We start from the raw sequence: 23,454 nt of genomic DNA, 5'->3' as shown, positions 1-23,454 counted from the left end.
TGCCGCGCTACGAACTCTTCCATTTCCCGATACCAATCTCATCGACAAGCAGGATTTTTTGTCGTAGAGACAGCGCATGTCGATCATTTGCGCATACGCCTCGCGATTTTATTCGTACCGCTGCTCTCAGCGGAGGCGGGCCTGTGCGTAGTTAGAAAAGACACGACAGCAAAGACCCGAACAGCCGCTAGTCTACCTGGCGGCTTTTTTGTCGCCACGGTATGACCCCAAAAGGAACTATACCGTGTTGAATTCCACTGACGATTTGCGCATTCTTGAAATCACGGCACTCACGCCGCCTTCCCGGATCATCGATGAAATCCCCCGCGACCAGGCGGTGACGACCACGGTCACCGATGCGCGCAGTGCCGTTCACAATATCCTGCGCGACAACGACGACCGGCTTATCGTCGTCATCGGCCCCTGCTCGATCCACGATCCGGCGGCAGCGCGAGAATACGCTGCGCGGTTGAAGGAGCAGCGTGACCGGTTCGCCGGCGATCTCGAAATCATCATGCGGGTCTATTTTGAGAAGCCGCGTACGACGGTGGGTTGGAAGGGTCTGATCAACGATCCGCATCTCGACGGAAGCTATCGTATCGAGGAAGGCCTGCGCATCGCGCGCAAGCTGCTGGTCGACGTCAACGAGATCGGCCTGCCGGCTGGCTGCGAATATCTCGACACCATCACGCCGCAATACATCTCCGACCTCGTCAGCTGGGGCGCAATCGGCGCGAGGACGACCGAGAGCCAGGTGCACCGTCAGCTGGCGTCCGGCCTCTCCTGCCCTGTCGGCTTCAAGAACGGCACCAACGGCGATGTGCGGATCGCGCTCGACGCCATCGTCGCCGCATCGCAGCCGCATCATTTCCCGGCAGTAACCAAGGAGGGACTTGCGGCGATTGCTTCGACGCGCGGCAACGAGGACTGCCACATCATCTTGCGCGGTGGCAAGCAAACCAACTATGACGCCGCAAGCGTTCAGGCGACCGCCGAGCAGTCCCTCAAAGTCGGGCTTGAGCCGCGGATCATCATCGACGCCAGCCATGCCAACAGCAGCAAGAACCCCGAGAATCAGCCACTCGTCGTCACTTCGGTCGCGGAGCAGGTTTCGGCTGGCGATCGGCGGATCAAGGGCATGATGATGGAGAGCAATCTCGTTGCCGGCCGCCAGGATCTCGTGCCCGGCAAGCCGCTGGTCTACGGCCAGAGCATCACCGATGGCTGCATCGATTGGCCGACTTCGGTCCGCACGCTGGAAGATCTGGCAAAGGCGGTACAGGCACGGCGCCGGGCGCGCTAAGCCTGCCTTCCGTCAGCGGACAGGCTCGGGTCAAACACGTCGATAGTGCGCGAGGCTCAGATAGTTCTTTCTAGGCCCGCGCACCCACCACGCCTCTGCCCAGGCGTCGGGCGCGCGAAAGAACAAACGGCCCCGATAGAGATCGGGACCACAATGATGGATGACGCGCTGCGTTGCCGCAGCGCCGACACGGATGAATTCCGAAAGATCGGGAAAACGCACGACGAGCTCGCTGTCGGCCTCATCGAGCCGATAGGTACGACTGCTTCTCAACGTGGCAATGCCGCTGCGCGTATCACCATGCTCCTCAAACTGGACAGGCGTTACGAACGCCTGTCCCTCGAAGGTGATCAGGGAGCCGTTGAAACGATCGATGATCCGCCGCCTCACCTCCCACGTGCCGAGGAAGGAACTCAGCCGGCCAGCGCCGGCCGATCTCTCCATTAAGATGCCGCACGCTGCGCTGCGTCGGCCTGCCGGCGCGGAAGCTTCCAGCCGGGACGGACGAAATGGCACGTATAGCCGTTCGGATAGCGCTCCAGATAATCCTGATGCTCCGGCTCGGCCTCCCAGAAATCGCTGACGGGGGCTACCTCGGTGACGACCTTGCCGGGCCACAAGCCAGAAGCATCGACGTCAGCAATCGTATCAAGAGCGACCTGCTTCTGCTCTTCGCTGGCGTAGAAGATCGCCGAACGATAGCTCGTGCCGAGATCATTGCCCTGGCGATTGCGCGTGCTGGGATCGTGGATCTGGAAGAAGAATTCCAGCAGATCGCGGTAGCTGATCTTCTGCGGATCGAAAATGATTTCGATCGCTTCTGCGTGGGTGCCGTGGTTGCGATAGGTGGCATTGCGGACATCGCCGCCGCTGTAGCCGACGCGCGTCGAGATGACGCCGTTGTAGCGGCGGATGAGATCCTGCATGCCCCAGAAACAACCGCCGGCGAGAACTGCACGTTCCGTTGTCATCTTACATCCTCCACTTGGTCGATATAGGCACCATAGCCCTCTGCTTCCATGCGGTCACGCGGCACGAAACGAAGAGAGGCGGAGTTGATGCAATAGCGCAGGCCGCCGCGATCATACGGCCCATCAGGGAAAACATGGCCGAGATGGCTGTCACCATTTGCCGAACGCACCTCCGTGCGCACCATGCCATGCGAAATATCCGTAAGCTCGCTGACATTGGCGGGCTCGATCGGCTTCGTGAAGCTCGGCCAGCCGCAGCCGGAATCGAATTTGTCTGCAGAGGCAAAAAGCGGCTCGCCCGAGACGATGTCCACGTAGATGCCTGGCTCCTTGTTGTAGAGATACTCGCCCGACCCGGGACGCTCCGTGCCGCTCTGCTGCGTCACGCGATACTGCTCGGGGGTAAGCTTGGCGACCGCTTCTGCTGTCTTGCTGTATTTGCTCATTCTTGTTCTCCTTGCCCGTCGGCACACATTTCGAGCTTGGCCAAGGCCTGCGGGGAGGAACCAGGGACGGATATCAAGCTCGATCAGCGCTAAGGGAATGATTGCCTGCCGAATATAGGCATCACGCGGCCGATTTGCCATATCGATCACGCGCGCGTGACGCCCCGCCCTTGCAGGCGTTCAATCAACCGCTGCGCAGGCAGCGACATAGATTGCCGCGAGCGCTTCGATACCGGCCTGATCGTCAGGATCGAACCGGCCGGCAACCGGGCTGTCGAGATCGATCACGCCGAAAAGCCGGCCATCCCGGAACAACGGCACCACCAGTTCCGAACGCGAGGCAGCGTCACAAGCAATATGGCCCGGAAAGGCATGCACGTCCTCGACAAGGATCGACTGCGCCCTTTCGACCGCCGTTCCGCAAACCCCGCGGCCGACCGCAATGCGCACGCAGGCCGGCTTGCCCTGAAACGGTCCGAGCACCAGTTCATCGTCGGCGTGCAGGAAGTAGAAGCCAGCCCAATTGAGATCCGGCAGCATCTGGAAGATCAGCGCCGATGTGTTGGCGGCGTTGGCGATCGGATCCGTTTCCCCGGCAAGCAGCGCCCGCAGTTGGTCCGCAAGTTCGCGGTAGAATTCGGGCTTGCTGTCGCTCTGGATCGTCTTCTCGGCAAACATCACATATCGCTTTCTTTGCGTACTACGCCCCTCGGGAGCGACATTAGTCCTTGTCGTCGGGATCGTCAGGCGGACACGGCCAGACGGCCGGCGCCTTCAACCACGTCGGCAGCTTGGTGGAACCGTCTCCACAGGCCAGATTGAGCTGGGCCTGCTGAAGGCCAGTCGCATTCGACAGATCGAGACCTTCGATGCGGGCCAGATACAGGAAGGCGCCGCTGAAGGAGACCGGCCCCTTCATCACAGCGCCGCCCAGCGTCGCGCGGGAGAGATTGGCGAATGAGAAATTCACATCCGAGAGAATAGCCTTGTCGAAGTCGGCGCGACCGAGCTCGGCCTTCTGAAAATCTGCATTGGCAAGCTGAGCGCCGGCGAATTCGGCCCGCTGCAGCTCGGCATTCGCGAAGGACGCGCCGTTGACGGATGCGTTGCTGAAATCGGAGCGATAGGCCTCGATCCTCTTGAAGTTGGCGCCATCGGCCTTGGCGTTCTTCAGCCAGGCCCGCACGAGCGTCGCCTTCTCAAGGTTGGCCGACGTCAGGTTGGCATCGCTGAGATCCGTGCTGTCGAAGTGAGCGCCAGCAAGATTGGCGCCGTGCAAATCGCTGTTCTGCAGCATGATGTTGGTCTTGCTGCATTTGCTCCAATCGAGGCCAGGCGCCGCGACATTGCCGCAATCGGCGGCGCGAAGAGCATTGGTGCTGGAGGCGAGGAGAAATCCGGTGCTCAGGGCCAAAATGCCGAAGCCCGTCGCCATCCCGAGCTTGCGAGCGATCGCGGTACGCGACCGACGGCGCAAATGTCCTTCGCCAGCCAATTGGACCGCTCGTTCAGCAAGACTCATTCCATCCCTCCACTTCGACGCCCACAAGCCATTCCATGCCCGAGTCGGACGTGCTCCCACCTTTTGTATATCGTGATTTGTATGACAAAAAGAGCCGGTTTTGCAAAAGCATATCCGAACGGCAGCCGGATGCCGAGCTGGCAATCGAGAAGACGCCATGGTAGCTGGCGGATCAAGCGCAACCATTTTAACGGTCGGGGCTGAGCATCTCGTTTTGGCTTGGAATTTTTTCGGGAAGATCGGTGTTTAGAACTGGTCGGAGTGGAGTGATTCGAACACTCGACCCCCACGTCCCGAACGTGGTGCGCTACCAGACTGCGCTACACTCCGTGACCAGCGGCGCTTCTATAGACCAGCCATTTTTGATGCACAAGCACCAATTTCAAAAAAAAGCTTTGATTTTTGACGAAAAAATTACAGCGGCATCTGCCTAGAAAAACGGCAGGAAACCGGAACCGAAATTGCCGGCGTGCAAAAGACGCAACAGATCGATTAAAATCCCTCTAGAACACGCGGATGGGAATTTTCTTTTGCCGGCTTTGGCGCTAAAGCCCTTAGCGGGACAGGTGGAAACGTCGTTGGACAGAGCGGCTTTCCGCAACCGAATGCGTGACAGAAGCTCAAGGACGACACGATGAATATCCGCATGATGACCGCGGCGGGACTGTTGCTGGCGCTAGCCGGTTGCAGCACCACAACCACGACGACAAAGACAGCAGTCATTCCGCTGCTCGCCAAGAACCCCGTTCAGGATCGCTGGCAAGGCCAGTCCGCCGGACGCTTCTTCGCGGCCTACGGCCCGCCGCTCTCGGACCGCGACGACGGCGGCAACCGTGTCTACACCTGGCGCGGCGGCTACAAGAACGTCACCGTCAAGACCAAGGAAGGCAAGACGACCGGCAAGCGCTCCCTCAGCTGCAAGGCCGACATCGTCACCAACCAGAGCTACGAGATCCGCTCGGTCCGCATCCTCGGCGACCAGCCCGGTATCAGCGGCCCCTCCTATTGCGCCGAGCTTCTGGCGCCCGTGGAAAAAGCCGCGAAGGCCGACGACGCCGATTGAGGCCAAAGCTTCATCACGAGGAATACCAGCGGGCGGCCTGCAAGGGCCGCCTGTTATGTTTTTAAACCTCGGCCATTTGCTGACAGAAAATGCGGGGTCATTTTCGGCTAGCGCAAATCGGCGCCTTTGGATGAAACCTTATCGGCGGAAAAACACTGCGCTGAAGATGGATGGCTGGGGCGCCAGGATTCGAACCTGGGAATGCCGGTACCAAAAACCGGTGCCTTACCGCTTGGCGACGCCCCAACAAAGGAAATGGCTTCGATATCGGCCAAATCGGCGTCTGATTAGCAAAGGTCGCACCCGGCCACAATCACTAAGTTATACGTGAACGCATATTTCTGTGTGCTTTTCTGGCGGCTATGCTAGGTCTTGCTGCACTGCAATCCCAAGGAGAAGGCCCGATGAGCCAGTTTCGCGCCCGACCGCCGGCTGTTCCTACCGTGCTTCTTGATGACGCCGTCGTGCGCATCACGCGCTGGGACTTCGAGCCGGGCGCCGATACGGGGCATCATGTCCACGGCCTTGGCTATGTCGTCGTGCCAATGACGGATTGTCAGTTCCTGCTGGAGGAGCCTTCCGGCCACCGCCGGGTCGATATCGCCCGGGGCGCCGCCTACCGCCGCGAGGCGGGTGTCGAGCACAATGTCGTCAACGCCGGCTCGGAGCCGATGTCCTTTATCGAAATCGAATACAAGCAATCATGAGCACGCCCGACTTCGACCTTGCCTTCGAGCCCGCTTACGGCCGGGCTGTTCCCATTGCGCCCGGTATCGAGCGGATGACGGTGAACAATCCCAGCGCGTTTACCTTTCACGGCACCAACAGCTATATCGTCGGCGGCTCGTCCGTTGCGGTCATCGACCCCGGTCCGGAGAACGAGGCGCATTTTACCAGCCTGATGGCGGCACTGAAGGGGCGCGAAGTTACGCATATCTTCGTCAGCCACACGCACCGAGATCACTCGCCGCTCGCCAAGCGGCTGAAGGAGGCGACTGGAGCGCTCACTGTTGGCGAAGGGCCACATCGCTCCGCGCGCCCGCTTCATCAGGGCGAGGTCAACCCGTTTGCCGAAAGCTCCGATATGGAGTTTCAACCGGATATCGTGCTTGGCGACGGTCAAAGCGTCTCCGGAGACGGCTGGCAGATGACGGCGCTGCTGACGCCGGGCCACGCCGCCAATCACGCCTGCTTCGCGCTCGACGGCACCGGCATCGTGTTCTCCGCCGATCACGTCATGGCCTGGGCGACCTCGATCGTCGCGCCGCCGGATGGCTCGATGGCCGATTACATGGCCTCGCTGGAGAGGCTTCTGGCCCGCGAGGACCGGCTGTTCCTGCCCGGTCACGGTGGGCCAGTCGCGGAACCCGCGTCCTTCATGCGTGGGCTCAGAACCCATCGCCGCATGCGCGAGCGCGCCGTGCTGGAGCGCATCAAGGCCGGCGATCGGCAGATCCCCGACATGGTGAAAGCCATCTATCGCGATACGGACCCGCGGCTGCATGGCGCGGCAGCGCTTTCGGTGCTGGCGCATCTGGAAGATCTTGTCGAGAAAGGCCGGGTGGAAACCGATGGCCCGCCGGCACTGGCTGGAACCTATCGGCCGCTCTGAACGACTTCAGCTGCCGGCGATGCCGAGCAATTCCGCATCGAGCGCCTTCAAAAAACTGTCCGCCGCATCGGCGCTGACACCAAGATCATTCTGACCGTAGCGGGAGGCGACGCGAATATCGACGAGCGTCGTCTCAGATTCCTCGCGGATCCGGATCAACACATCGCACGGCAGACCGAAAATGCGCGTGCGCATCTCGCCCTGGAGGATGACATCGGTGTTCTGACGGATGAGATCGGCAACGCCGTCGCGGAAGGGACGCGGCGTCGGCACGGGGATGAAATCCGGGACATCGCCGACGGCCGTGTCATTCTGTGTCGGGGCAGTGTGTTGAAGACGCGTGCGGCGTTTGGCCTTCACAGCGCCGTTCGGATCGGCCACATCAGCCCCTTCCGCCTTGACGATAGTGATGTGATAATCCCGCGCGACCTTGCGCACTGCCTCGAGCACACGGTCGGCCGCTCCTTCATATCGGCGGCTGATGAGGGCCGGATAGGCATCGAACTGCGCTTCGCGCTCCCCTTGCGTTACCAAATGGCGTGGCGGCAGCCAGATCTGTCTGGCATCGGGCGGCGCAAGCCATTCCGGCGGGTCATTGAGATCGGTCGAAACCTCGTAAATCGGCGGGCGGCTCCAATAGCGCTCGGCGCCGAAGCCGAAAATGGCAAGCGGCACGGCGGCATAGACGATTGCCTTGACGGCCGAGACACCACCAAAGGCGGCACTTTGCCAAAGCTGGGCAAGACCGATGGCCGCAAGCAGCAGCGCAACCGCCGCACATGCCGCCGAGATCAGCATCAGCAGCACGAAATAAGGCATTTCCAGCGGCCCGAAGCGATGGCCGATCAGCGTCACTCCGCAGAGCACCAGGGCAAAGGCGGCAATGAGACGCGCGGCGCGGGCAGCATGTGAAACGGGACGGTCGAAACGAATGGTCATCAAGGGCTCGTCGGCGCGTCGGATCGGAAGCCGGATGCACCGAATCCCGGATAAGTGATCCCTGTTTAAAGCAAGAAATGATGAAAATAAATCTTAAGTCATGCCATGTGCGAGCGCCGCCTTGCCAAAACCGAACCCCGCGATAGATAGGCCCAAAATGTGAGCGCTTGCTTAAATTCCCTAAAAAGGCCATTCTTAGGCGTTTTATCGAGGCTTTGAAGGGACTTGATGAGATGGAATCGATGCTTTCTCAAGACATCGCCGCCCAGCCGCTACCGAGTGCGGCCATTGCCGCGGCGGACGCTACAGACCCGGTCCTGCCGCTTGAGCTTCTCGAACTGGAGCTCTCCCTCGAAGGCTTTTCCGGTGGCGAGCCCTCGTTCTGCGAAGCCGTACGGCAGGCGGCATCCGCCGTGCGCGGCGACTTCCTGTTCGATCTTCCCGCCACAGGACTGATCTCCGATTGCCGCCGCCTGGCGGTTATCAGGATTCCGGAAGGGGATGCGACGATGCGCACGCTCTTTGCGGCGCTGGATGAAGATGGGGCCGAAATCCGCCTGCTGCAGCCGGATGAGGAAACAGAACACCTGTTGCGCTTCGCCGACGCCTTCGTGAACCTGCTGCAACGGCTGCCGGGAAAACCGAAAGAAGACGCCTAGAGTATTTCCGCGCTGACGCATTCCTGATGCAAGGCAATTGCGCACTTTTCCGGAGCTGCTGTCGGCATCCCAGCCTGCGGCGATGACAAGCCTTTCGCGCCATGACGCGCGGCGCTATAATCCGTCTTTGCATATCTGCATTCGGGACATCAAGTCATGCGTATCACCGCTTCCATCCTCTCTCTCCTCGCCATCGCCTTCGTGCTTTCGTCGTGCCAGACGGCCGAGGAAATCCGAGCGGCCGATGAGGCCAGATGCGGCGGTTACGGCTTCCGGCGCGGCAGCGAAAATTTCGCAAATTGCCTTATGAATCAGGATCTTAGCCGTCGCGCCGATCAGCGCGCGTTCATGGAAAGCAACGATGATTTCTTCTGGGGGCCGACGGTCGTCGTCGGAGGTCCAGGATACTACTATCATCGCGGCTACTGGCGCCGCTGACGATCGCTCGAGCGGTTCAACCCTTCGAGATATATCCGAGCGAGATCGACGTCATCATGCGCGCGCCTTGATTGCCGCCTGCGCCGCCGCAAGTCGTGCAATCGGCACGCGGAAGGGCGAGCACGACACATAGTCCAGCCCGATATCCTCGCAAAAATGGATCGAGGCGGGATCGCCGCCATGTTCGCCGCAAATCCCCAGCTTCATGTCGTTGCGCGTGCGTCGGCCGCGCTCGGCGGCAATGCGGATCAGCTCCCCTACCCCATCGAAATCGAGCGAAATGAACGGATCGTGCTCGATGATGCCCTTGCGTTGATAGGTGGGGATGAAAGCCGCAGCGTCGTCGCGCGATATGCCGAAGGTCGTCTGCGTGAGGTCGTTGGTGCCGAAGGAGAAGAATTCGGCTGCCTCGGCGATGATATGGGCACGCAGGGCGGCGCGCGGCAGCTCGATCATCGTGCCGACGAGATAGTCTATCTTCATCATGGCTTCGGTCATGACGGCGCGCGCCACTTCGTCGATCCGGGCCTTGACGTAGTCCAGCTCCGAGCGCAGGCCGACAAGCGGCACCATGATCTCGGGCACGACCGGAGCGCCTGTTTCGCGTGCGGCAAGAACCGCCGCCTCGAAGATCGCGCGAGCCTGCATCTCGACGATCTCCGGATAGGAAATCGCCAGGCGACAACCGCGATGGCCTAGCATCGGATTGAACTCATGCAAGGCATCGACGCGCTGACGCAATATCGCCGGCTCCATGCCCATGCTGCCGGCAACCTCGGCGATCTCCTCGTCCGTCTTCGGCAGGAATTCGTGAAGCGGCGGGTCGAGCAGGCGGATTGTGACCGGCAGGCCGTGCATGATGGTGAAAAGGGCGGTGAAATCGAGCCGCTGCATGGGCATCAGCTTGGCAAGTGCCGCGCGGCGCCCGGCCTCGTCTTCAGCCAGAATCATCTCGCGCATCACATGGATGCGGTCGCCCTCGAAGAACATATGTTCGGTTCGGCAAAGCCCGATGCCTTCGGCGCCAAACGAGCGGGCGGCCCGCGCATCGGCAGGCGTATCCGCATTGGTGCGCACTGTCATGCGGCGGGACCGATCGGCCCAGACCATGATGCGTCCGAAATCGCCCGACAGTTCCGGCTGGATCATCGGCACTTCGCCCTTCAGTACCTGGCCTGTCGAACCGTCGATGGTGATGATATCGCCCTTGGTCAGGGTTACGCCGATGCCGATCAGCTTCTCGTTGCGCATGTCGATACGCATGGTGCCGGCACCCACGACGCACGGAATGCCCATGCCGCGGGCGACAACGGCCGCATGGCTGGTCATGCCGCCGCGCGTCGTCAGGATCGCTTCGGCCGCGTGCATGCCGTGAATGTCTTCCGGGCTGGTTTCGATGCGCACGAGGATGGCTTTGCGGCCCTCCTCCTCGGCAACGATCGCCTCCTCGGCGGTAAAGACAATCTCACCGGTAGCGGCACCGGGCGACGCCGGCAGGCCGGAGCCGATGACCTCTCGACGAACGCGCGGATCGATCGTCGGATGCAGCAGCTGATCGAGCGTCATCGGATCGATGCGGGCCACGGCTTCATCTTCCGTGATCACCCCCTCGTCGACCATATCGACGGCAATCTTCATCGCCGCCTTGGTGGTTCGCTTGCCGGATCGCGTCTGCAGCATCCAGAGCTTGCCGCGCTCGATGGTGAACTCCAGATCCTGAACGTCGCGATAATGTGCTTCCAATTGCGCACAGATACTCCGGAACTCAAGGAAAGCTTCCGGCATCAGCTTTTCCATCGACGGCCGCTCGTAACCTGAGGCGATACGGGCGGCCTCCGTGATGCTCTGCGGCGTGCGAATACCGGCGACGACATCCTCACCCTGCGCGTTGACGAGGAATTCGCCGTAAAGCTCCTTCTCGCCCGTCGACGGGTTGCGGGTGAAGGCGACCCCGGTTGCCGAGGAATTGCCGAGATTGCCAAAGACCATCGCCTGAATGTTGACAGCGGTGCCCCAAGCTTCCGGAATGTTGTGCAGATGACGATAGGTGACGGCGCGGGCATTCATCCAGCTGGAAAAGACAGCGGAGACGGCACCCCAGAGCTGCACCTCCGGATCCTGCGGGAAGGCTTCGCCCAACTCCTCCTCGATCACCGACTTGTAGATCGAAACGACGTGCTGCCATTCGACCGCGGTCAGGTCCGTGTCGAACTCATGGCCGAACCGGGCTTTTTCGTCCTCGAGGATTTCCTCGAAAATCTCGTTGTCGAGACCCATGACGACGTCGGCATACATCTGGATGAAGCGACGATAGCTGTCCCAGGCGAAACGGGCGTCGCCGGCATCGTGGCCGAGCGCCTGCACCGTCGTGTCGTTGAGACCCAGGTTGAGAACGGTATCCATCATGCCGGGCATGGAAGCACGACCGCCGGAGCGCACGGAGACCAGCAGCGGTCGCTCCGTATCGCCGAATTTGCGGCCGGTAATGGCCTCCATCTGCTTGAGGCCCTGCATCACCTGCGGCTTCAGCTCGTCGGAGACTTTGCGTCCGTTTTTATAATAGGAAGTGCAGGCGTCGCAGACAATCGTCAGTCCCGGAGGAACCGGCAGGCCAAGACTGCACATTTCGGCAAGGTTTGCGCCTTTGCCGCCGAGCCTCTCAAAGTCTCCCGCGCCGCCCTCGGCTTTGCCGTCGCCGAATGTATAGACCCACTTCGTCATTGTCCCGTCCAACTCCCGAGGCTGAACTTAATTCATTGAGCGACAAATGAAAATCGACAAATGCGGCGGAATGTTGCATTGCACAATAAATATGGCCCGCAAGCCATGGAATTCAATCGATTGATTGGAATCCACGGCTTGCGGGCCATTTCGGATGCGAGAAAGAGACCGGCTCGAACGAGCGGCTCACCACCCACAGATCGGTGCCTAGGCTTGCGATTCGCGTCGAGCCAGGATCTTGTCGATCCGCATGCCGTCGAGGTCGACGATCTCGAAGTGCCAGCCGCCGAAGATGAAGCTTTCGCCCACCTCGGGCAGGTGACCGAGATGATAGAGAGCAAAACCGGCGAGCGTGTGGAAATTGACGTCTTCCTCGCCCTCGCGCAGACCGAGCCTCGCAAAGGCATCATAAACCGGCATCATGCCTTCCATCAGCAAGGAGCCGTCGGCACGCTCGACGACGTCGGGCGCTTCGTTTTCCATATCGGGAAGATCGCCGGCAATCGCCTCCAGCAGATCCGTCTGGGTGACGATACCTTCCAGGCTTCCATACTCGTCGATGACCATGGCAAGACGAACGGGCGCGCGCTTGAAGTTTTCAAGCACCTTGAAGACGGCGGTGGATTCGTGGACGACCAGAGGCTGGCGAATGACGGCCATTGGATTGAGCGGTTCGCCATTTAGAAGTTGATCGAGAAGATCCTTCTTCAGGACCATGCCGAGCGGCTCGTCGATCGATCCGCGCGCAACCAGCAGCTGTTCGAAGCGGCTCGCGCGAATGGTCTTCTGCATCTCTTCCGGCGTATCGTCGGCATCGATCCAATCCACCTCCAGCCGAGGCGTCATGATGTTCGACACATCGCGATTGCCGATGTTGAAAATGCGTTCGACCAGGTCCTGCTGTGCCTGTTCCAAGAGACCGGCCTCCTGGCTTTCGGCGATCAAGAGCTTGATCTCGGCCGGCGAATGCAGCGAGCCCTCGCCGGCGCCGGGACGCAGCCCGAAAAGCCGCAGGACGAGATTGCCAAGGCCGTTGAGCACGGTGATCGCCGGACGCAATAGGAAGAGGAAGAGGCCTAGCGGCCGCACCACGCCCAGAGCCGTACCCTCGCTGCGCTGCAAGGCCAGGCTCTTCGGCGCGAGTTCGCCGAGCACGATATGGAGCGCGGTGATGATGATGAAGGAAATGGCGACGGCGATCGCGTGAGAGCTTGCCGCGGCCCATGCGCCTGGAAGAAAATCGAGAAGTGGCTCGAGAAGATGGGCGAGAGCGGGTTCACCGACCCAGCCGAGAGCGAGCGACGAAATCGTAATACCGAGCTGCGTGGCCGCCAGGTTGGCGTCGAGATTGTCGACCGCCTTCTGCAGCGACTTGGCATTCATCCGCCCCTCGGCGACCAGCTCCGTCACACGGCTGCGGCGAACGGAAACCAGAGAAAACTCCGCCGCAACGAAAAAGCCGTTGGCGGCAACGAGTAGCAGCACGGCGAGTATTCCGAGGAAATCGAAAATACCGCCACCAGATCCAGACATACTTCCCTTCCGGGCGGATGAGCGCCACATGTTGTTGATCGGAAACGAAACTATCACGCTTTCAGGCTGTGCGGCAGCCGAGGCGGCAATTTCTTGTCTATATCAGAACAGTTTTCTTTCCTGACGGAAAGGCTCAGGCGATCTCGCGCAGCCGCTCTGCGGTCTGGAGGTCAACGGAGACGAGTTGCGATACGCCCTGTTCGGCCATCGTCACGCCAAAGAGGCGATCCATGCGGGCCATGGTGATGGGATTGTGGGTGATGACCACGAACCGCGTCTCGGTCGAAGCAGCCATCTCGTCCATCAGATTGCAATAGCGCTCGACATTGTGGTCGTCGAGCGGTGCGTCCACTTCGTCCAGAACGCAGATCGGTGCGGGATTGGTGAGAAACACCGCAAAGATCAGCGCCATCGCCGTCAACGCCTGCTCGCCACCGGACAGCAGTGTCATGGTCTGCGGCTTCTTGCCCGGCGGGCGGGCGAGAATTTCCAAACCCGCTTCCAGCGGGTCGTCTGACTCGATGAGCTGAAGTTCGGCGGTGCCGCCACCAAAGAGATGCGTGAATAGCCGCTGGAACTGCGCATTCACGATGTCGAAGGCCACGATCAAACGCTCGCGGCCCTCACGATTGAGGCTCTGGATCGCGCCGCGCAACTTCCTGATGGCGTCGATGACGTCATCGCGCTCCTTGATCAGCGCCTGCAGCCGCTCGGTCAGCTCCTTGCTTTCCTCTTCGGCGCGCAGATTGACGGCGCCAAGGCGCTCGCGCTCCATCTTCAGCCGTTCCAGCTCGCGCTCCACCTCGCGCAGATCCGGTATAGTCTGCGATGCAGAAAGGCCGGTCAGGCGCATCGCTTCATGCGGCTCGACATTCAGCGCCTGCCGAATGCGCAGCTCGCTTTCCTGCCGCCGCTCCCGTGCGGACACCAGGCGCTCCTCGACGCGGCCGCGCTTTTCGCGGCTTTCGGCAAGCTCGGAAAGCGCTGTCGCCGCGTGCCGATCGGCCTCACGCTGAACGACTTCCGCTTCGGCAAGACGGTCCGCAGCCAAACGGCGGGCATCATCGGCCTTCTGCAGCTCGTTCATCAGCGCACGGCGCTTGTCGTCGAACTCATCAGGCGCGAGATCAAGCTCGGAAGCTTCGTCACGCGCTTCCTCTTCGCGGTCGCGCAGGGTCTGAATGTGTTCTTCGGCGCTGGCCGCACGCTGGCGCCAAGTGTCGCGCTCCTGCCGGATAGCGAGGATGCGGCGTTGCCGAGCCTCGTTTTCCCGGTTCAGGCCTTCGTGGCGTGCGCGGGCTTCGGCCAGCGCGCCGCGATCGGTCGCGACTTCCACCTGCTGCGCCTGCAGTTTCAGATCGATGCTTGCGAGATCCGGCGCATCTTCCAGCTCGATCCGGACATTCTCGTCCTGCATCGTCACGTCTTCCAGCTGCTCGTGCAGCCCACTGACGGCCTCCGCAATCACATCGCGGCGGCGGATGAGGTCGCCGGATGCACGTTCAGCTGCAGCCAAAGCTTCCCGAGCTTCGGCGAGGTTGCGGGCGGCGAGCCGGCTGGTATCGCGAGCCGCCGTCAAGCGTCCTTCCTCGGCCCGGATCGCCTCGGCGGCGGCAGACAGGCGCTCTTCCGCTTCCATCTGCACGTCGCGCGCAAGCTCAGCCTCGGCTTCCAGTTCGGAGAGACGGTTTTTCTGCGCCAGCCGCAGAGCTGCTGCACTCGGGGCGTCCGCCCCGGTCACATGGCCGTCCCACCGGAAAACCGCGCCATCCTTCGTCACCAGCCGCTGGCCCGGTTTCAACGCCGACATCAGGCGCTGTGCATCATCTGCGGCCGCGATACCGATCTGGTGAAGGCGCCGCGTCAGCGCCGTCGGCGCACCGACATGCGTAATGAGCGGCACCACGCCTTCCGGCAAGGCCGGATCGGTCGCGCCGCTGCCATTGTCGGACCAATAGACCGGCGCCTGCGGATTAAGCGGGGATTCCAGATCATCGCCGAGCGCCGCACCAAGCGCCGTCTCATAGCCGCGATCGACACGCAGTTCCTCGGCAACGGGCGAGAATGCGCCGGACGCGGCGCCCGCTGCCAGCATCTTGGAAATGGTGCGGGCTTCTGTTTCGAGCGCGTTCAGCCGCGAGCGCGCCTGTTCGACCGGGCCGCGCGACAGGGCTTCGGTCTCCCGAGCCTTGGAGAGAGCCGTCTCGACAAGCTGGATAGCAGCTTCAGCGTCAGCGACAACACTCTCCGCCGCCTCGACCATGTCGCGCTTCTCGCCCGGGTCCGGCAACTCGGCCATCTTTTCGTCAATCGCGGCAAGTTCACGGTTCGCCTCATCGACCTGGCGCTCGAGCCTCATCTTGCGGTCGGCGAGATCGCGAATGGCGCGCTCGAGCTGATTGCGAGCAGCGGCAGCCTCGGCGCGCTCTGCGGTCAGAGCGGAAAAAATCCGTTCGCTATCGGCAAGCTTTGCAGCCGCCTCCTCGAATACGCCGCGTGTTTCCTCGGCAAGCCGACCGGAATCGGCGAGAATATCAGCGAGATCTGCCTCCTCGGCATCGAGCTTGGCGAGAATGGACGCGTTGTCGGCGACGAGACGTTCCTCGCGGCTGATATCTTCGCCAAGCTGCGCCAATCGGCGCGTCAGCTCGTCGCGCCGACGCAGGATGCGGTTGGCATCCTCTTCCAGCTGGTTGCGTGCGAACTGCAGGCGTTGCAGGGCAGCGGCGGCTTTCGCCTCCTCGTCGCGCAATTCCGGCAGCTTGAAGCTGGCGATGCCCTGCGCCTTCGCCGCCTCCATCTGGATCTGCGCCTTTTCCGCGACCAGAACGGTTGCCTGATTGAGAGCGCTATCGGCCTCGGCTTCGGCTTCCTTGGCCTGCACCCAGCGAATATGCAGCAGCATTGCCTCTCGGGCGCGAATATCGGCCGAAAGCATCTTGAAGCGGTTCGCCTGGCGGGCCTGACGCTTCAGGCTCTCGATCTGGCTTTCGAGCTGCGACGTCACATCATCGAGCCGCTCGAGATTGCTCTCCGCGGCGCGCAGACGAAGCTCGGCCTCATGGCGGCGAGAATGCAGGCCGGAAATGCCGGCCGCCTCTTCCAGCAGCTGACGCCGCGCCTGGGGCTTTGCCTGAATGAGTTCGCCGATACGCCCCTGCCCCACCATGGATGGAGAGCGCGCGCCGGTGGAAGCGTCGGCGAAAAGCAGCTGCACGTCCTTGGCTCGCGCCTCCTTGCCGTTGATACGATAGACCGAACCCTGTTCGCGCTCGATGCGGCGCGTCACCTGGATTTCATCGCTATCGTTGAAAGCGGCAGGCGCCGTGCGGTCACTATTGTCGAGATAAAGGCCGACTTCGGCGGTGTTGCGCGCCGGACGATTGCCCGATCCTGAGAAGATGACGTCGTCCATGCCCGACGCGCGCATGTTCTTGTAGGAATTCTCACCCATCACCCAGCGCAAGGCTTCGACAAGGTTGGACTTGCCGCAGCCGTTCGGGCCAACCACGCCGGTCAGGCCGCGCTCGATGACGAATTCTCCCGGCTCTACGAAGGATTTGAAACCGACGAGTCTAAGCTTGTTGAACTTCATCGGGAACGCACCCCACTCCACCGGCAGGAGAAGGAAACGCGAGAAGCCGCCGTCCGAGATACCGAGACGGTGGCGACAAAATACTTGTGTTCAAAGGGGATTGTCACAGGCGTGCGACCTCGGCCGCTCGCCTGTGATTCAAAAAGGCGCGGATCAGAGCAGGCTGTCGATAAGCTTCGACATGGCACCAACAGACATGTCCCCTGCGTAGCGCTTGCCATTGATCAGGAAGGTCGGCGTCGCATTGACGCCGAAATCCTTGGCTGCGCGTTCACGTACGGAGTTGACATCATCCAGAAGCTTCTGGTTCGTCAAGCATTTCGTGAAGCTATCCTCAGTAAAACCGGCGAGTTTCGACATCTGAAGCAATGCGGCGCGACCGTCGACATCAGGTGAAGCCCAGGCGATCTGCTGCTTGAACAGCATCTCGACCATCGGCATGTACTGCTCCTGCGGGGCGCAACGAGCCAGCATGAAGGCTGCGGCGGCGCGCGGGTCAAACGGGAATTCGCGAATGATGAAGCGAACCTTGCCGGTATCGATGTATTTCTGCTTGATCGTGTCGAAGGTCGTGACGGCGAAATGCGCGCAATGCGGGCAGGTCAGCGACATGTATTCGACGATCTTGACGGGAGCATCTTCCTTGCCGAAAGCGATTTCCGGCAGCGGGCCGGGCTTCATCACCTCGTTCATGTCTACGTTGCCATCCGACGGGGGAATGGCGTCGTCGCCGGACGCGGCGGATGCGGTGTCGGCAAAGGCAGCGAACGCCACCGAAAGAGCTGCAACGGCGGAGCCGCCCAGCAGGTGGCGTTTGGTCAAAAGCATGTCGGACATCGGCATAGAGTCACCCGTCGTTAAAAGAGGTCTTCGAATGTTCCATGCGATATAACGGCTGGTTGCTGCTAACAAGGCACGGTTGACCAACTTTCTTCAAAGAATTGTGACCTGGCGAAGACAAACAACTCAAATTTCTTCCACAAGTCTACAAAGAGCTATCTGGCGAGCGCTCTCAGCGCCGTTTCCAGACCATCGCAGTGCCCAGCCTCTGGATTGCCGCGCGAATTTTCTCGTCCTCGATACCATCCATCATGCTCTCGAGCTTTCTTGCGGCCTCCCCCTTCAACGGCGGCGGCGTGCGGGACCGCTTCGAAGCCACCGAAACCGGCTTCTGCACGATGCGGATCTGGTGAACAGCGTGAAAGCCGAAGAAGCCGTTGATGCGCTGGATGAGTTCACCTTGCGCATGGGTGAGAAAGAGCGCACGGGCACCTTCGCAGGCAATCGTCAGCACGCCTGGCTGATATCGGTCATCCATGCCGGGGCCGCTGCGCCTGGCCCAGGCAATCTTTTCCGGGCGCGTGCAATCGGCAAAATCCTCGCCGGCGATCTCGTCCCAGCAGCCCAGCAGCGTCGTATTGATCCCCGCTCGCTTCGCCAGCACGGGATCGACGATGCCGTTGGTCAACTCGGAAATCTGTTTCTCGCCTTTTCGGGGATAACTCATGTCAATCGGGTTCCGGCGCATGCTTTGTACGTTCCGGACCTTGATCGCCCGACGCAGCTTGGCCAAGTATAGAGCACTTCCCCTCGATGCGGCAAATCATGACCACGACTTTAGAATCTCCTTCGGCCGCTTCCCTGCTTGCTTGGTACGACCGCCATCACCGAGACCTGCCCTGGCGCGTTTCGCCGCCGATGGCCTCGCGCGGCGTCAAGCCCGACCCCTATCGCATCTGGCTGTCGGAAGTGATGCTGCAGCAGACGACGGTGCCGGCAGTCAAATCCTATTTCGCAAAATTCCTAGAACGCTGGCCCACGGTCAATGATCTGGCGGCAGCACCCAACGACGATGTCATGGCAGCATGGGCGGGGCTAGGTTACTACGCCCGCGCCCGAAACCTGAAGAAGTGCGCAGAAGCGGTCGCGGGCGAGCACGGCGGACGATTTCCCGATACCGAGGAAGGCCTGCGGGCACTCCCGGGTATCGGCGATTATACGTCTGCCGCGGTCGCAGCCATCGCCTTCAACCGGCAGGCAGCCGTGATGGACGGCAATGTTGAGCGCGTCATCTCCAGGCTATACGCGATCTCAACGCCCCTGCCCGCCGCCAAGCCGCTGATGAAACAGAAGGTTGCCCTGCTGACGCCCGCGGACCGGCCGGGCGATTTCGCGCAGGCGATGATGGACCTCGGCGCGACGATCTGCACGCCCAAGCGCCCCGCCTGTTCGCTCTGTCCCTTCAATGGCGCCTGTGAGGCGCTGACTGCACACGATCCCGAGCATTTTCCGGTCAAGGCCGCAAAGAAGGATAAGCCCGTGCGCCAAGGTGCTGCCTTCATTGCCGTCAGTGACGAAGGCGAAATCCTTCTGCGACGGCGGGTCGAGAGCGGTCTGCTCGGCGGGATGACCGAAGTACCGACGACAGGCTGGACGGCGCGCATCGATGGCGCGACCGGTATCGAGGCAGCCCCCTTCCCGGCGGACTGGCAGCAGGCTGGAACCGTGACACATGTCTTCACGCATTTTGAGCTGAGGCTGTCGATCTGGCGTGCAAAATCCGTTTCGCGGAAAGACAACCATGACGGATGGTGGGAGCCGGTTACAAATCTTGAAGAGCAGGCGCTGCCAACAGTCATGAAAAAAGCGATCGCTCAGGCTATTCCCAATGCGTTCGTAAAAACGCACATCCGAGAAAAATCAGGCAACAGAAAATCAGGAACTGACTTATGACGACGGAAATACGGCATATCGTTTTCGATATCGGCAAGGTTCTCATCCACTACGATCCGAACCTTCCCTACAGCCGCGTCATCCCCGACGCAGCCGAACGCGAATGGTTCTTCGCCAATGTGTGCACGCACGACTGGAACATCGAGCAGGACCGCGGCCGCACCTGGGAAGAGGCAGAGGGCCTGCTGATTGCCGAGCACCCGGAACGCGAAGAGCAGATTCGCGCCTTCCGCAAACACTGGCACGAGATGGTTCCGCATGCCTATGAGGACAGCGTCGCCATCATGGAAAAGCTGATCGAAGAGGGTCGCGACGTCACCATGCTGACGAACTTCGCCTCCGATACTTTCCGCGAGGCGCAGGTGCGCTATCCCTTCCTCAACAAGCCGCGCGGTGTCACGGTATCGGGCGACATCAAGCTGATCAAACCGGATGTTGCGATCTACGATACCCATGCTAGGAGTTTCGGCCTCGATCCGGCGGCGACGATTTTCATCGACGACTCGCTTCCGAACGTCGAAGGCGCACGCGCTGCCGGCTGGCATGCGGTCCATTTTACCGGTGCCGAGAAGCTGCGCAGCGATCTCGCCGCCCATGGCATAAAGGTTTGAAACCATGATTTTCGATCCCGCAGAACGCATCGAGCTGTTTCACGACGCGATCAATCGCATCAACTATGAAGAGATCGAGAATTTCTTCGCCGAGAACGCCACCTATGTCTCCAACGGCGTCGGCAGCCTTGCCGGGCGCGACGCGATCATGGAGGCCTTCCGCGGCTACTTCGACAAGTATCCCGATCAGACTGCATCCAACTCGCTGGTCGAGACGCTGACGCCGCTTTCCGGTCGGGCTGTCTGGTCGGTCCGCGCCACCAACAGCAAGACTGGCCAGCCGCTGATCCGCGAAGGCGAAGAGACGATCACCTTCGACCAGGAAGGCCGCGTCGTTCGCGTCGACGTCACGGACTATCAGGACTTCTGAGGTTTCAAACGAAAGATGCCCAGGGCCCTACCGCATGTTTCGTCGGTAAGGCCCTGGGCTTCTCACCTTCTTCCCTAACTGGAGGTACACGACGGAAGAAGACGGATGTGTCGATCTTATCGGAGACCTCCGGGAAACCGTGGGGCGGCTTGCGACAGGGCGCTCCCGAGCTGACGGCGGAAACTATTCCACCTTCGCCAGATCGCTGCGGATGATGGCTCTGAGTTCGTCGATCGGACGCAGGGAACTCCCATCGTCGAAATGCCAGAACATCCATCCGTTGCATGCATCAAGGCCCTGGACCTTCGCGCCAAGGCGATGAATGGAGCCGGCGTCACCACCGGAGGCGACCGTGCCGTCGGCGCGCACAATCGCGCTATAACGACGCTTCGCATCGGTCAGTACCTGACCGGGCTTGATAAGGCCGCTTTCGATCAGCACGTTGAACGCAACGCGGACCTCAGCCTTCTTGCCGGTCATAACCGTCAGCTCGGCCTTACCCAGCGGCTCGACGGCAGCAATGCGGGCGCTCGCCGCATCGATGTAATCCTGCTCGCGCTCAATGCCGACGAAATGGCGGCCGAGGCGCTTGGCAACGGCACCCGTCGTGCCCGATCCGAAGAAGGGATCGAGAATGATGTCGCCTGGCTTGGAGGAGGCCATGATGACGCGGGCAAGCAGCGCTTCCGGCTTCTGTGTCGGATGCACCTTCTTGCCGTCGTCGCCCTTCAGCCGCTCGTGGCCGCTGCAGATCGGGAACAACCAGTCGGAGCGCATCTGCACATCGTCATTGGCAGCCTTCATCGCATCATAGTTGAAGGTGTAGCCCTTCGCCTTGGCGTTCGGGCTCGCCCAGATCATCGTCTCATGCGCGTTCTGGAAGCGACGTCCCTTGAAGTTCGGCATCGGGTTGGTCTTGCGCCAGACGATGTCGTTGAGGATCCAGAAGTTCAGATCCTGCAGCGTCGCGCCGACGCGGAAGATGTTGTGGTAGGAACCGATGACCCAGATCGTGCCCGTCGGCTTCAGCACACGACGGCAGGCAAGCAGCCACGCGCGGGTGAAGGCATCATAGGCTTCGAAAGAGGCAAACTGGTCCCACTCGTCATCGACGGCGTCGACGAGCGACTGGTCCGGACGATGCAGCGTGCCGCCGAGCTGGAGATTGTAGGGTGGGTCGGCGAAGATGACGTCGACGGATTGATTGGGCAGTGCTTCAAGAGCGGCCACGCAATCGCCCTTGATGATCGTGTCGATCCAGGACCCCGGAACTGGGGATTTCCTGAGGTCGGCAAGCGGGAAAACTGACGCCATTTGATACTCGCTGTTACGCTGACTCGGTGCTCTTAACTGAGTGTTATGGTTACCTAACTTGGTTACCAAACACTAAAGCGGCGTCATATTTTTCGAATTCCCGGTTGTTGCCGGGAATTCGTCGCGCACCGATTGCGCCTATCTTGCGGTGCCGGCCGGCTTGTCATGCATGGCGCGGCTGTCATCAGGCGCTTCGTCCCGTTCCATCATGCCGTAGTCGCGAAGGACTTGCGCCACTCGCAGCCGATAATCGGCGAAAACCGTTGCACGACCGGCCTTTTGAGCGGCGCGGTGTGCCTCGCGATTTCGCCATTCGAGAACGGCTGCCTCATCGCGCCAGAAGGAAAGCGACAGGAACTTGCCTGGTTGGCTCAGGCTTTCGAAGCGCTCGATCGAGATAAAGCCATCGATCGTTTTGAGTTCGGAAAGCAGCCTTGCGGCAATGTCGAGATAATGCTGCCGTTCGTCGGCATGCGGGACGACTTCGAAAATAACTGCGATCACGGCGATACCCTCGGAGAATGTGGCAGAGATACGTTTTTCAGGAAAATTCGATCCTCCTGCAAGATGAAACGCTCCTTGCGCGCGAAATCGAGATTGGCGCGGGCGAGCGAATCACTAGCCAGGCTCTTACGATAGGCTTCATAGGCGGCCAGGCTCTCGATATTGTAGATGCCATAAGCCGTCGTGAGCGAACCTTCATGCGGTGCGAAATAGCCGATGAGATCGGCGCCGTTGCGCGGGATGGTCTGGCCCCAGGCCTTGCCATACTCGGCGAAGGCTTCCTGCTTGAAAGGGTCTATCTGATAACGGATGAGACAGGTAATCATGATGTTCTCCTTTGCTGATGGCAATGTTTTCGCACGTTGCGCCACGGAGATGCTTCGGTTACCATCGAAGTATGAAGGAAGGCCCAGACATAGCCCAGATCGGCTCGCTGATCGGCGATCCGGCGCGAGCGAACATGCTGACGGCGCTGATGGGCGGCCGCGCCCTGACGGCTACGGAACTGGCAGGAGCGGCAGGCGTGACGCTGCAGACCGCGAGCGCTCATCTTTCCAAGCTAGAAGCAGGAGGCCTGCTGGCGCAGCGCAAGCAGGGGCGGCATCGCTATTTCACGCTGGCGGATGACGGCGTCGGCAAGTTGCTCGAAGGGATCATGGGCTTTGCCGCCGGCCGCGGCCACCTGCGTCATCGTCCCGGCCCGAAGGATCCGGCGCTGCGCAAGGCGCGTATCTGCTACGACCATCTCGCCGGCGATTATGGCGTGCGGATGCTGGACAGTCTTGTGGCAACCGGTGCTATTTCGGCGATGGGCGAAGGTCTGAACCTGACGGCGCATGGCGAGACCCATCTCGGCTCGATCGGCATAGACGTCTCCGGATTGCGCTCGAACCGGCGCCCGCTCTGCCGGTCTTGCCTCGACTGGAGCGAAAGACGAGCGCATCTGGCGGGCAGCCTCGGTAATGCGCTGCTTTCGAATTTCCTCGATAAGGGTTGGGCGCGGCGGACCGAAAACAGCCGCTCGATCTTCTTTACGCCGGAAGGCGAGCGCCGTTTCCTGGCGCTCTTTCCCATCGAGACAATCGGCCTGCCCTAAGCAAAGCAGTCGTACAAGGCGATG

24 protein-coding genes and 2 tRNA genes are annotated in these 23,454 nt (G+C 60.9%); 10 read left to right on the top strand and 16 right to left on the bottom strand.

The window, feature by feature from the left end; all coding sequences use genetic code 11:
• Positions 1–244: 244 nt before the first annotated feature.
• Positions 245–1,303: a 3-deoxy-7-phosphoheptulonate synthase gene (locus ACIQJ2_RS16610; RefSeq protein WP_400667420.1), complete on the top strand. Its 1,059-nt coding sequence runs from the start codon at positions 245–247 to the stop codon at positions 1,301–1,303.
• A gap of 30 nt (positions 1,304–1,333) precedes the next feature.
• Here the strand turns inward: ACIQJ2_RS16610 and ACIQJ2_RS16605 are convergent, their stop codons facing one another.
• The 6 genes from ACIQJ2_RS16605 to ACIQJ2_RS16580 form a co-directional block, all read right to left on the bottom strand.
• The gene (locus ACIQJ2_RS16605) at positions 1,334–1,747 is read right to left on the bottom strand and encodes a DUF6314 family protein (RefSeq protein ID WP_400667422.1); all 414 of its coding nucleotides are present in this window, start codon (positions 1,745–1,747) and stop codon (positions 1,334–1,336) included.
• Positions 1,747–2,274 (bottom strand): peptide-methionine (S)-S-oxide reductase MsrA, encoded by a 528-nt coding sequence (gene msrA / locus ACIQJ2_RS16600; protein WP_199145059.1) that lies wholly within the window; start codon positions 2,272–2,274, stop codon positions 1,747–1,749. Before msrA ends, ACIQJ2_RS16605 begins: the two co-directional genes overlap by 1 nt.
• The gene (gene msrB / locus ACIQJ2_RS16595; protein WP_199145061.1) at positions 2,271–2,720 is read right to left on the bottom strand and encodes a peptide-methionine (R)-S-oxide reductase MsrB; all 450 of its coding nucleotides are present in this window, start codon (positions 2,718–2,720) and stop codon (positions 2,271–2,273) included. The genes msrA and msrB overlap by 4 nt, the downstream gene beginning before the upstream one ends.
• 180 nt (positions 2,721–2,900) lie before the next feature.
• Positions 2,901–3,398: a GAF domain-containing protein gene (locus ACIQJ2_RS16590; RefSeq protein WP_400667425.1), complete on the bottom strand. Its 498-nt coding sequence runs from the start codon at positions 3,396–3,398 to the stop codon at positions 2,901–2,903.
• A gap of 43 nt (positions 3,399–3,441) precedes the next feature.
• On the bottom strand, positions 3,442–4,155 hold the full coding sequence (locus ACIQJ2_RS16585; protein WP_199145154.1) for a pentapeptide repeat-containing protein: 714 nt from the start codon (positions 4,153–4,155) through the stop codon (positions 3,442–3,444).
• A 340-nt stretch (positions 4,156–4,495) separates the two neighbouring features.
• Positions 4,496–4,572 (bottom strand) — tRNA-Pro (locus ACIQJ2_RS16580).
• 304 nt (positions 4,573–4,876) lie between these two features.
• On the opposite strand from ACIQJ2_RS16580, the gene ACIQJ2_RS16575 reads away from it, so the two are divergent.
• Positions 4,877–5,305, top strand: a complete 429-nt coding sequence (locus ACIQJ2_RS16575) for a hypothetical protein (protein WP_199145065.1) — start codon at positions 4,877–4,879, stop codon at positions 5,303–5,305.
• Between the two features lie 171 nt (positions 5,306–5,476).
• On the opposite strand, the gene ACIQJ2_RS16570 is transcribed toward ACIQJ2_RS16575, so the two are convergent.
• Positions 5,477–5,551 (bottom strand) — tRNA-Gln (locus tag ACIQJ2_RS16570).
• A 158-nt stretch (positions 5,552–5,709) separates the two neighbouring features.
• Between ACIQJ2_RS16570 and ACIQJ2_RS16565 the strand changes: the two genes are divergently transcribed.
• Positions 5,710–6,012 carry a cupin domain-containing protein gene (locus ACIQJ2_RS16565; RefSeq protein WP_400667427.1) on the top strand — a complete coding sequence of 101 codons (303 nt, stop codon included), beginning with the start codon at positions 5,710–5,712 and terminating at the stop codon, positions 6,010–6,012.
• Entirely contained in the window at positions 6,009–6,917 is a 909-nt protein-coding gene (locus tag ACIQJ2_RS16560) for an MBL fold metallo-hydrolase (protein ID WP_199145069.1), read from the top strand. The genes ACIQJ2_RS16565 and ACIQJ2_RS16560 overlap by 4 nt, the downstream gene beginning before the upstream one ends.
• 6 nt (positions 6,918–6,923) lie before the next feature.
• Here ACIQJ2_RS16560 and ACIQJ2_RS16555 read toward each other — a convergent pair whose 3' ends face one another.
• Positions 6,924–7,856, bottom strand: coding sequence for a DUF1499 domain-containing protein (locus tag ACIQJ2_RS16555; RefSeq protein ID WP_400667430.1), 933 nt, complete (start codon positions 7,854–7,856; stop codon positions 6,924–6,926).
• Positions 7,857–8,098: 242 nt separating this feature from the next.
• On the opposite strand from ACIQJ2_RS16555, the gene ACIQJ2_RS16550 reads away from it, so the two are divergent.
• Both ACIQJ2_RS16550 and ACIQJ2_RS16545 read left to right on the top strand, forming a co-directional pair.
• Complete coding sequence (locus ACIQJ2_RS16550) at positions 8,099–8,515, top strand: hypothetical protein (protein WP_400667748.1); 417 nt, start codon at positions 8,099–8,101, stop codon at positions 8,513–8,515.
• A gap of 156 nt (positions 8,516–8,671) precedes the next feature.
• Positions 8,672–8,953 carry a hypothetical protein gene (locus ACIQJ2_RS16545; RefSeq protein ID WP_199095080.1) on the top strand — a complete coding sequence of 94 codons (282 nt, stop codon included), beginning with the start codon at positions 8,672–8,674 and terminating at the stop codon, positions 8,951–8,953.
• 54 nt (positions 8,954–9,007) lie between these two features.
• Here the strand turns inward: ACIQJ2_RS16545 and ppdK are convergent, their stop codons facing one another.
• The 5 genes from ppdK to ACIQJ2_RS16520 all read right to left on the bottom strand — a co-directional run bounded on the left by ppdK (position 9,008) and on the right by ACIQJ2_RS16520 (position 18,309).
• Positions 9,008–11,674, bottom strand: a complete 2,667-nt coding sequence (ppdK, locus tag ACIQJ2_RS16540) for a pyruvate, phosphate dikinase (RefSeq protein WP_199145075.1) — start codon at positions 11,672–11,674, stop codon at positions 9,008–9,010.
• A 207-nt stretch (positions 11,675–11,881) separates the two neighbouring features.
• Positions 11,882–13,207 carry a hemolysin family protein gene (locus tag ACIQJ2_RS16535; protein WP_199145076.1) on the bottom strand — a complete coding sequence of 442 codons (1,326 nt, stop codon included), beginning with the start codon at positions 13,205–13,207 and terminating at the stop codon, positions 11,882–11,884.
• A gap of 133 nt (positions 13,208–13,340) precedes the next feature.
• On the bottom strand, positions 13,341–16,802 hold the full coding sequence (locus ACIQJ2_RS16530; protein ID WP_400667433.1) for a chromosome segregation SMC family protein: 3,462 nt from the start codon (positions 16,800–16,802) through the stop codon (positions 13,341–13,343).
• Between the two features lie 153 nt (positions 16,803–16,955).
• Positions 16,956–17,645, bottom strand: a complete 690-nt coding sequence (locus ACIQJ2_RS16525) for a DsbA family protein (protein WP_199145156.1) — start codon at positions 17,643–17,645, stop codon at positions 16,956–16,958.
• Positions 17,646–17,814: 169 nt separating this feature from the next.
• The gene (locus tag ACIQJ2_RS16520) at positions 17,815–18,309 is read right to left on the bottom strand and encodes a DUF721 domain-containing protein (protein ID WP_400667435.1); all 495 of its coding nucleotides are present in this window, start codon (positions 18,307–18,309) and stop codon (positions 17,815–17,817) included.
• A gap of 98 nt (positions 18,310–18,407) precedes the next feature.
• Between ACIQJ2_RS16520 and mutY the strand changes: the two genes are divergently transcribed.
• The 3 genes from mutY to ACIQJ2_RS16505 are packed head-to-tail and all read left to right on the top strand — an operon-like array spanning position 18,408 to position 20,516.
• Positions 18,408–19,535, top strand: a complete 1,128-nt coding sequence (gene mutY, locus ACIQJ2_RS16515; protein WP_400667437.1) for an A/G-specific adenine glycosylase — start codon at positions 18,408–18,410, stop codon at positions 19,533–19,535.
• Positions 19,532–20,146: an HAD family hydrolase gene (locus tag ACIQJ2_RS16510; RefSeq protein ID WP_400667439.1), complete on the top strand. Its 615-nt coding sequence runs from the start codon at positions 19,532–19,534 to the stop codon at positions 20,144–20,146. The genes mutY and ACIQJ2_RS16510 overlap by 4 nt, the downstream gene beginning before the upstream one ends.
• A 4-nt stretch (positions 20,147–20,150) precedes the next feature.
• Complete coding sequence (locus ACIQJ2_RS16505; protein ID WP_199145080.1) at positions 20,151–20,516, top strand: nuclear transport factor 2 family protein; 366 nt, start codon at positions 20,151–20,153, stop codon at positions 20,514–20,516.
• Positions 20,517–20,699: 183 nt separating this feature from the next.
• On the opposite strand, the gene ACIQJ2_RS16500 is transcribed toward ACIQJ2_RS16505, so the two are convergent.
• The 3 genes from ACIQJ2_RS16500 to ACIQJ2_RS16490 all read right to left on the bottom strand — a co-directional run bounded on the left by ACIQJ2_RS16500 (position 20,700) and on the right by ACIQJ2_RS16490 (position 22,660).
• Positions 20,700–21,830 carry a site-specific DNA-methyltransferase gene (locus ACIQJ2_RS16500; RefSeq protein ID WP_199145081.1) on the bottom strand — a complete coding sequence of 377 codons (1,131 nt, stop codon included), beginning with the start codon at positions 21,828–21,830 and terminating at the stop codon, positions 20,700–20,702.
• Positions 21,831–21,968: 138 nt separating this feature from the next.
• Positions 21,969–22,334, bottom strand: coding sequence for an antibiotic biosynthesis monooxygenase family protein (locus tag ACIQJ2_RS16495; protein WP_400667442.1), 366 nt, complete (start codon positions 22,332–22,334; stop codon positions 21,969–21,971).
• On the bottom strand, positions 22,331–22,660 hold the full coding sequence (locus ACIQJ2_RS16490; RefSeq protein ID WP_400667444.1) for an NIPSNAP family protein: 330 nt from the start codon (positions 22,658–22,660) through the stop codon (positions 22,331–22,333). The genes ACIQJ2_RS16495 and ACIQJ2_RS16490 overlap by 4 nt, the downstream gene beginning before the upstream one ends.
• 71 nt (positions 22,661–22,731) lie before the next feature.
• Here ACIQJ2_RS16490 and ACIQJ2_RS16485 point away from each other — a divergent pair, with 71 nt between their 5' ends.
• Positions 22,732–23,430, top strand: coding sequence for an ArsR/SmtB family transcription factor (locus ACIQJ2_RS16485; protein WP_400667446.1), 699 nt, complete (start codon positions 22,732–22,734; stop codon positions 23,428–23,430).
• The last annotated feature ends 24 nt before the right edge of the window (positions 23,431–23,454 follow it).

This window comes from Rhizobium sp. NPDC092011 (assembly GCF_044756305.1).
Taxonomy (GTDB): Bacteria; Pseudomonadota; Alphaproteobacteria; order Rhizobiales; family Rhizobiaceae; genus Rhizobium.
The sequence above is the reverse complement of the archived record's forward strand: the minus strand, read 5'-3'. Positions and strand labels throughout refer to the sequence as shown.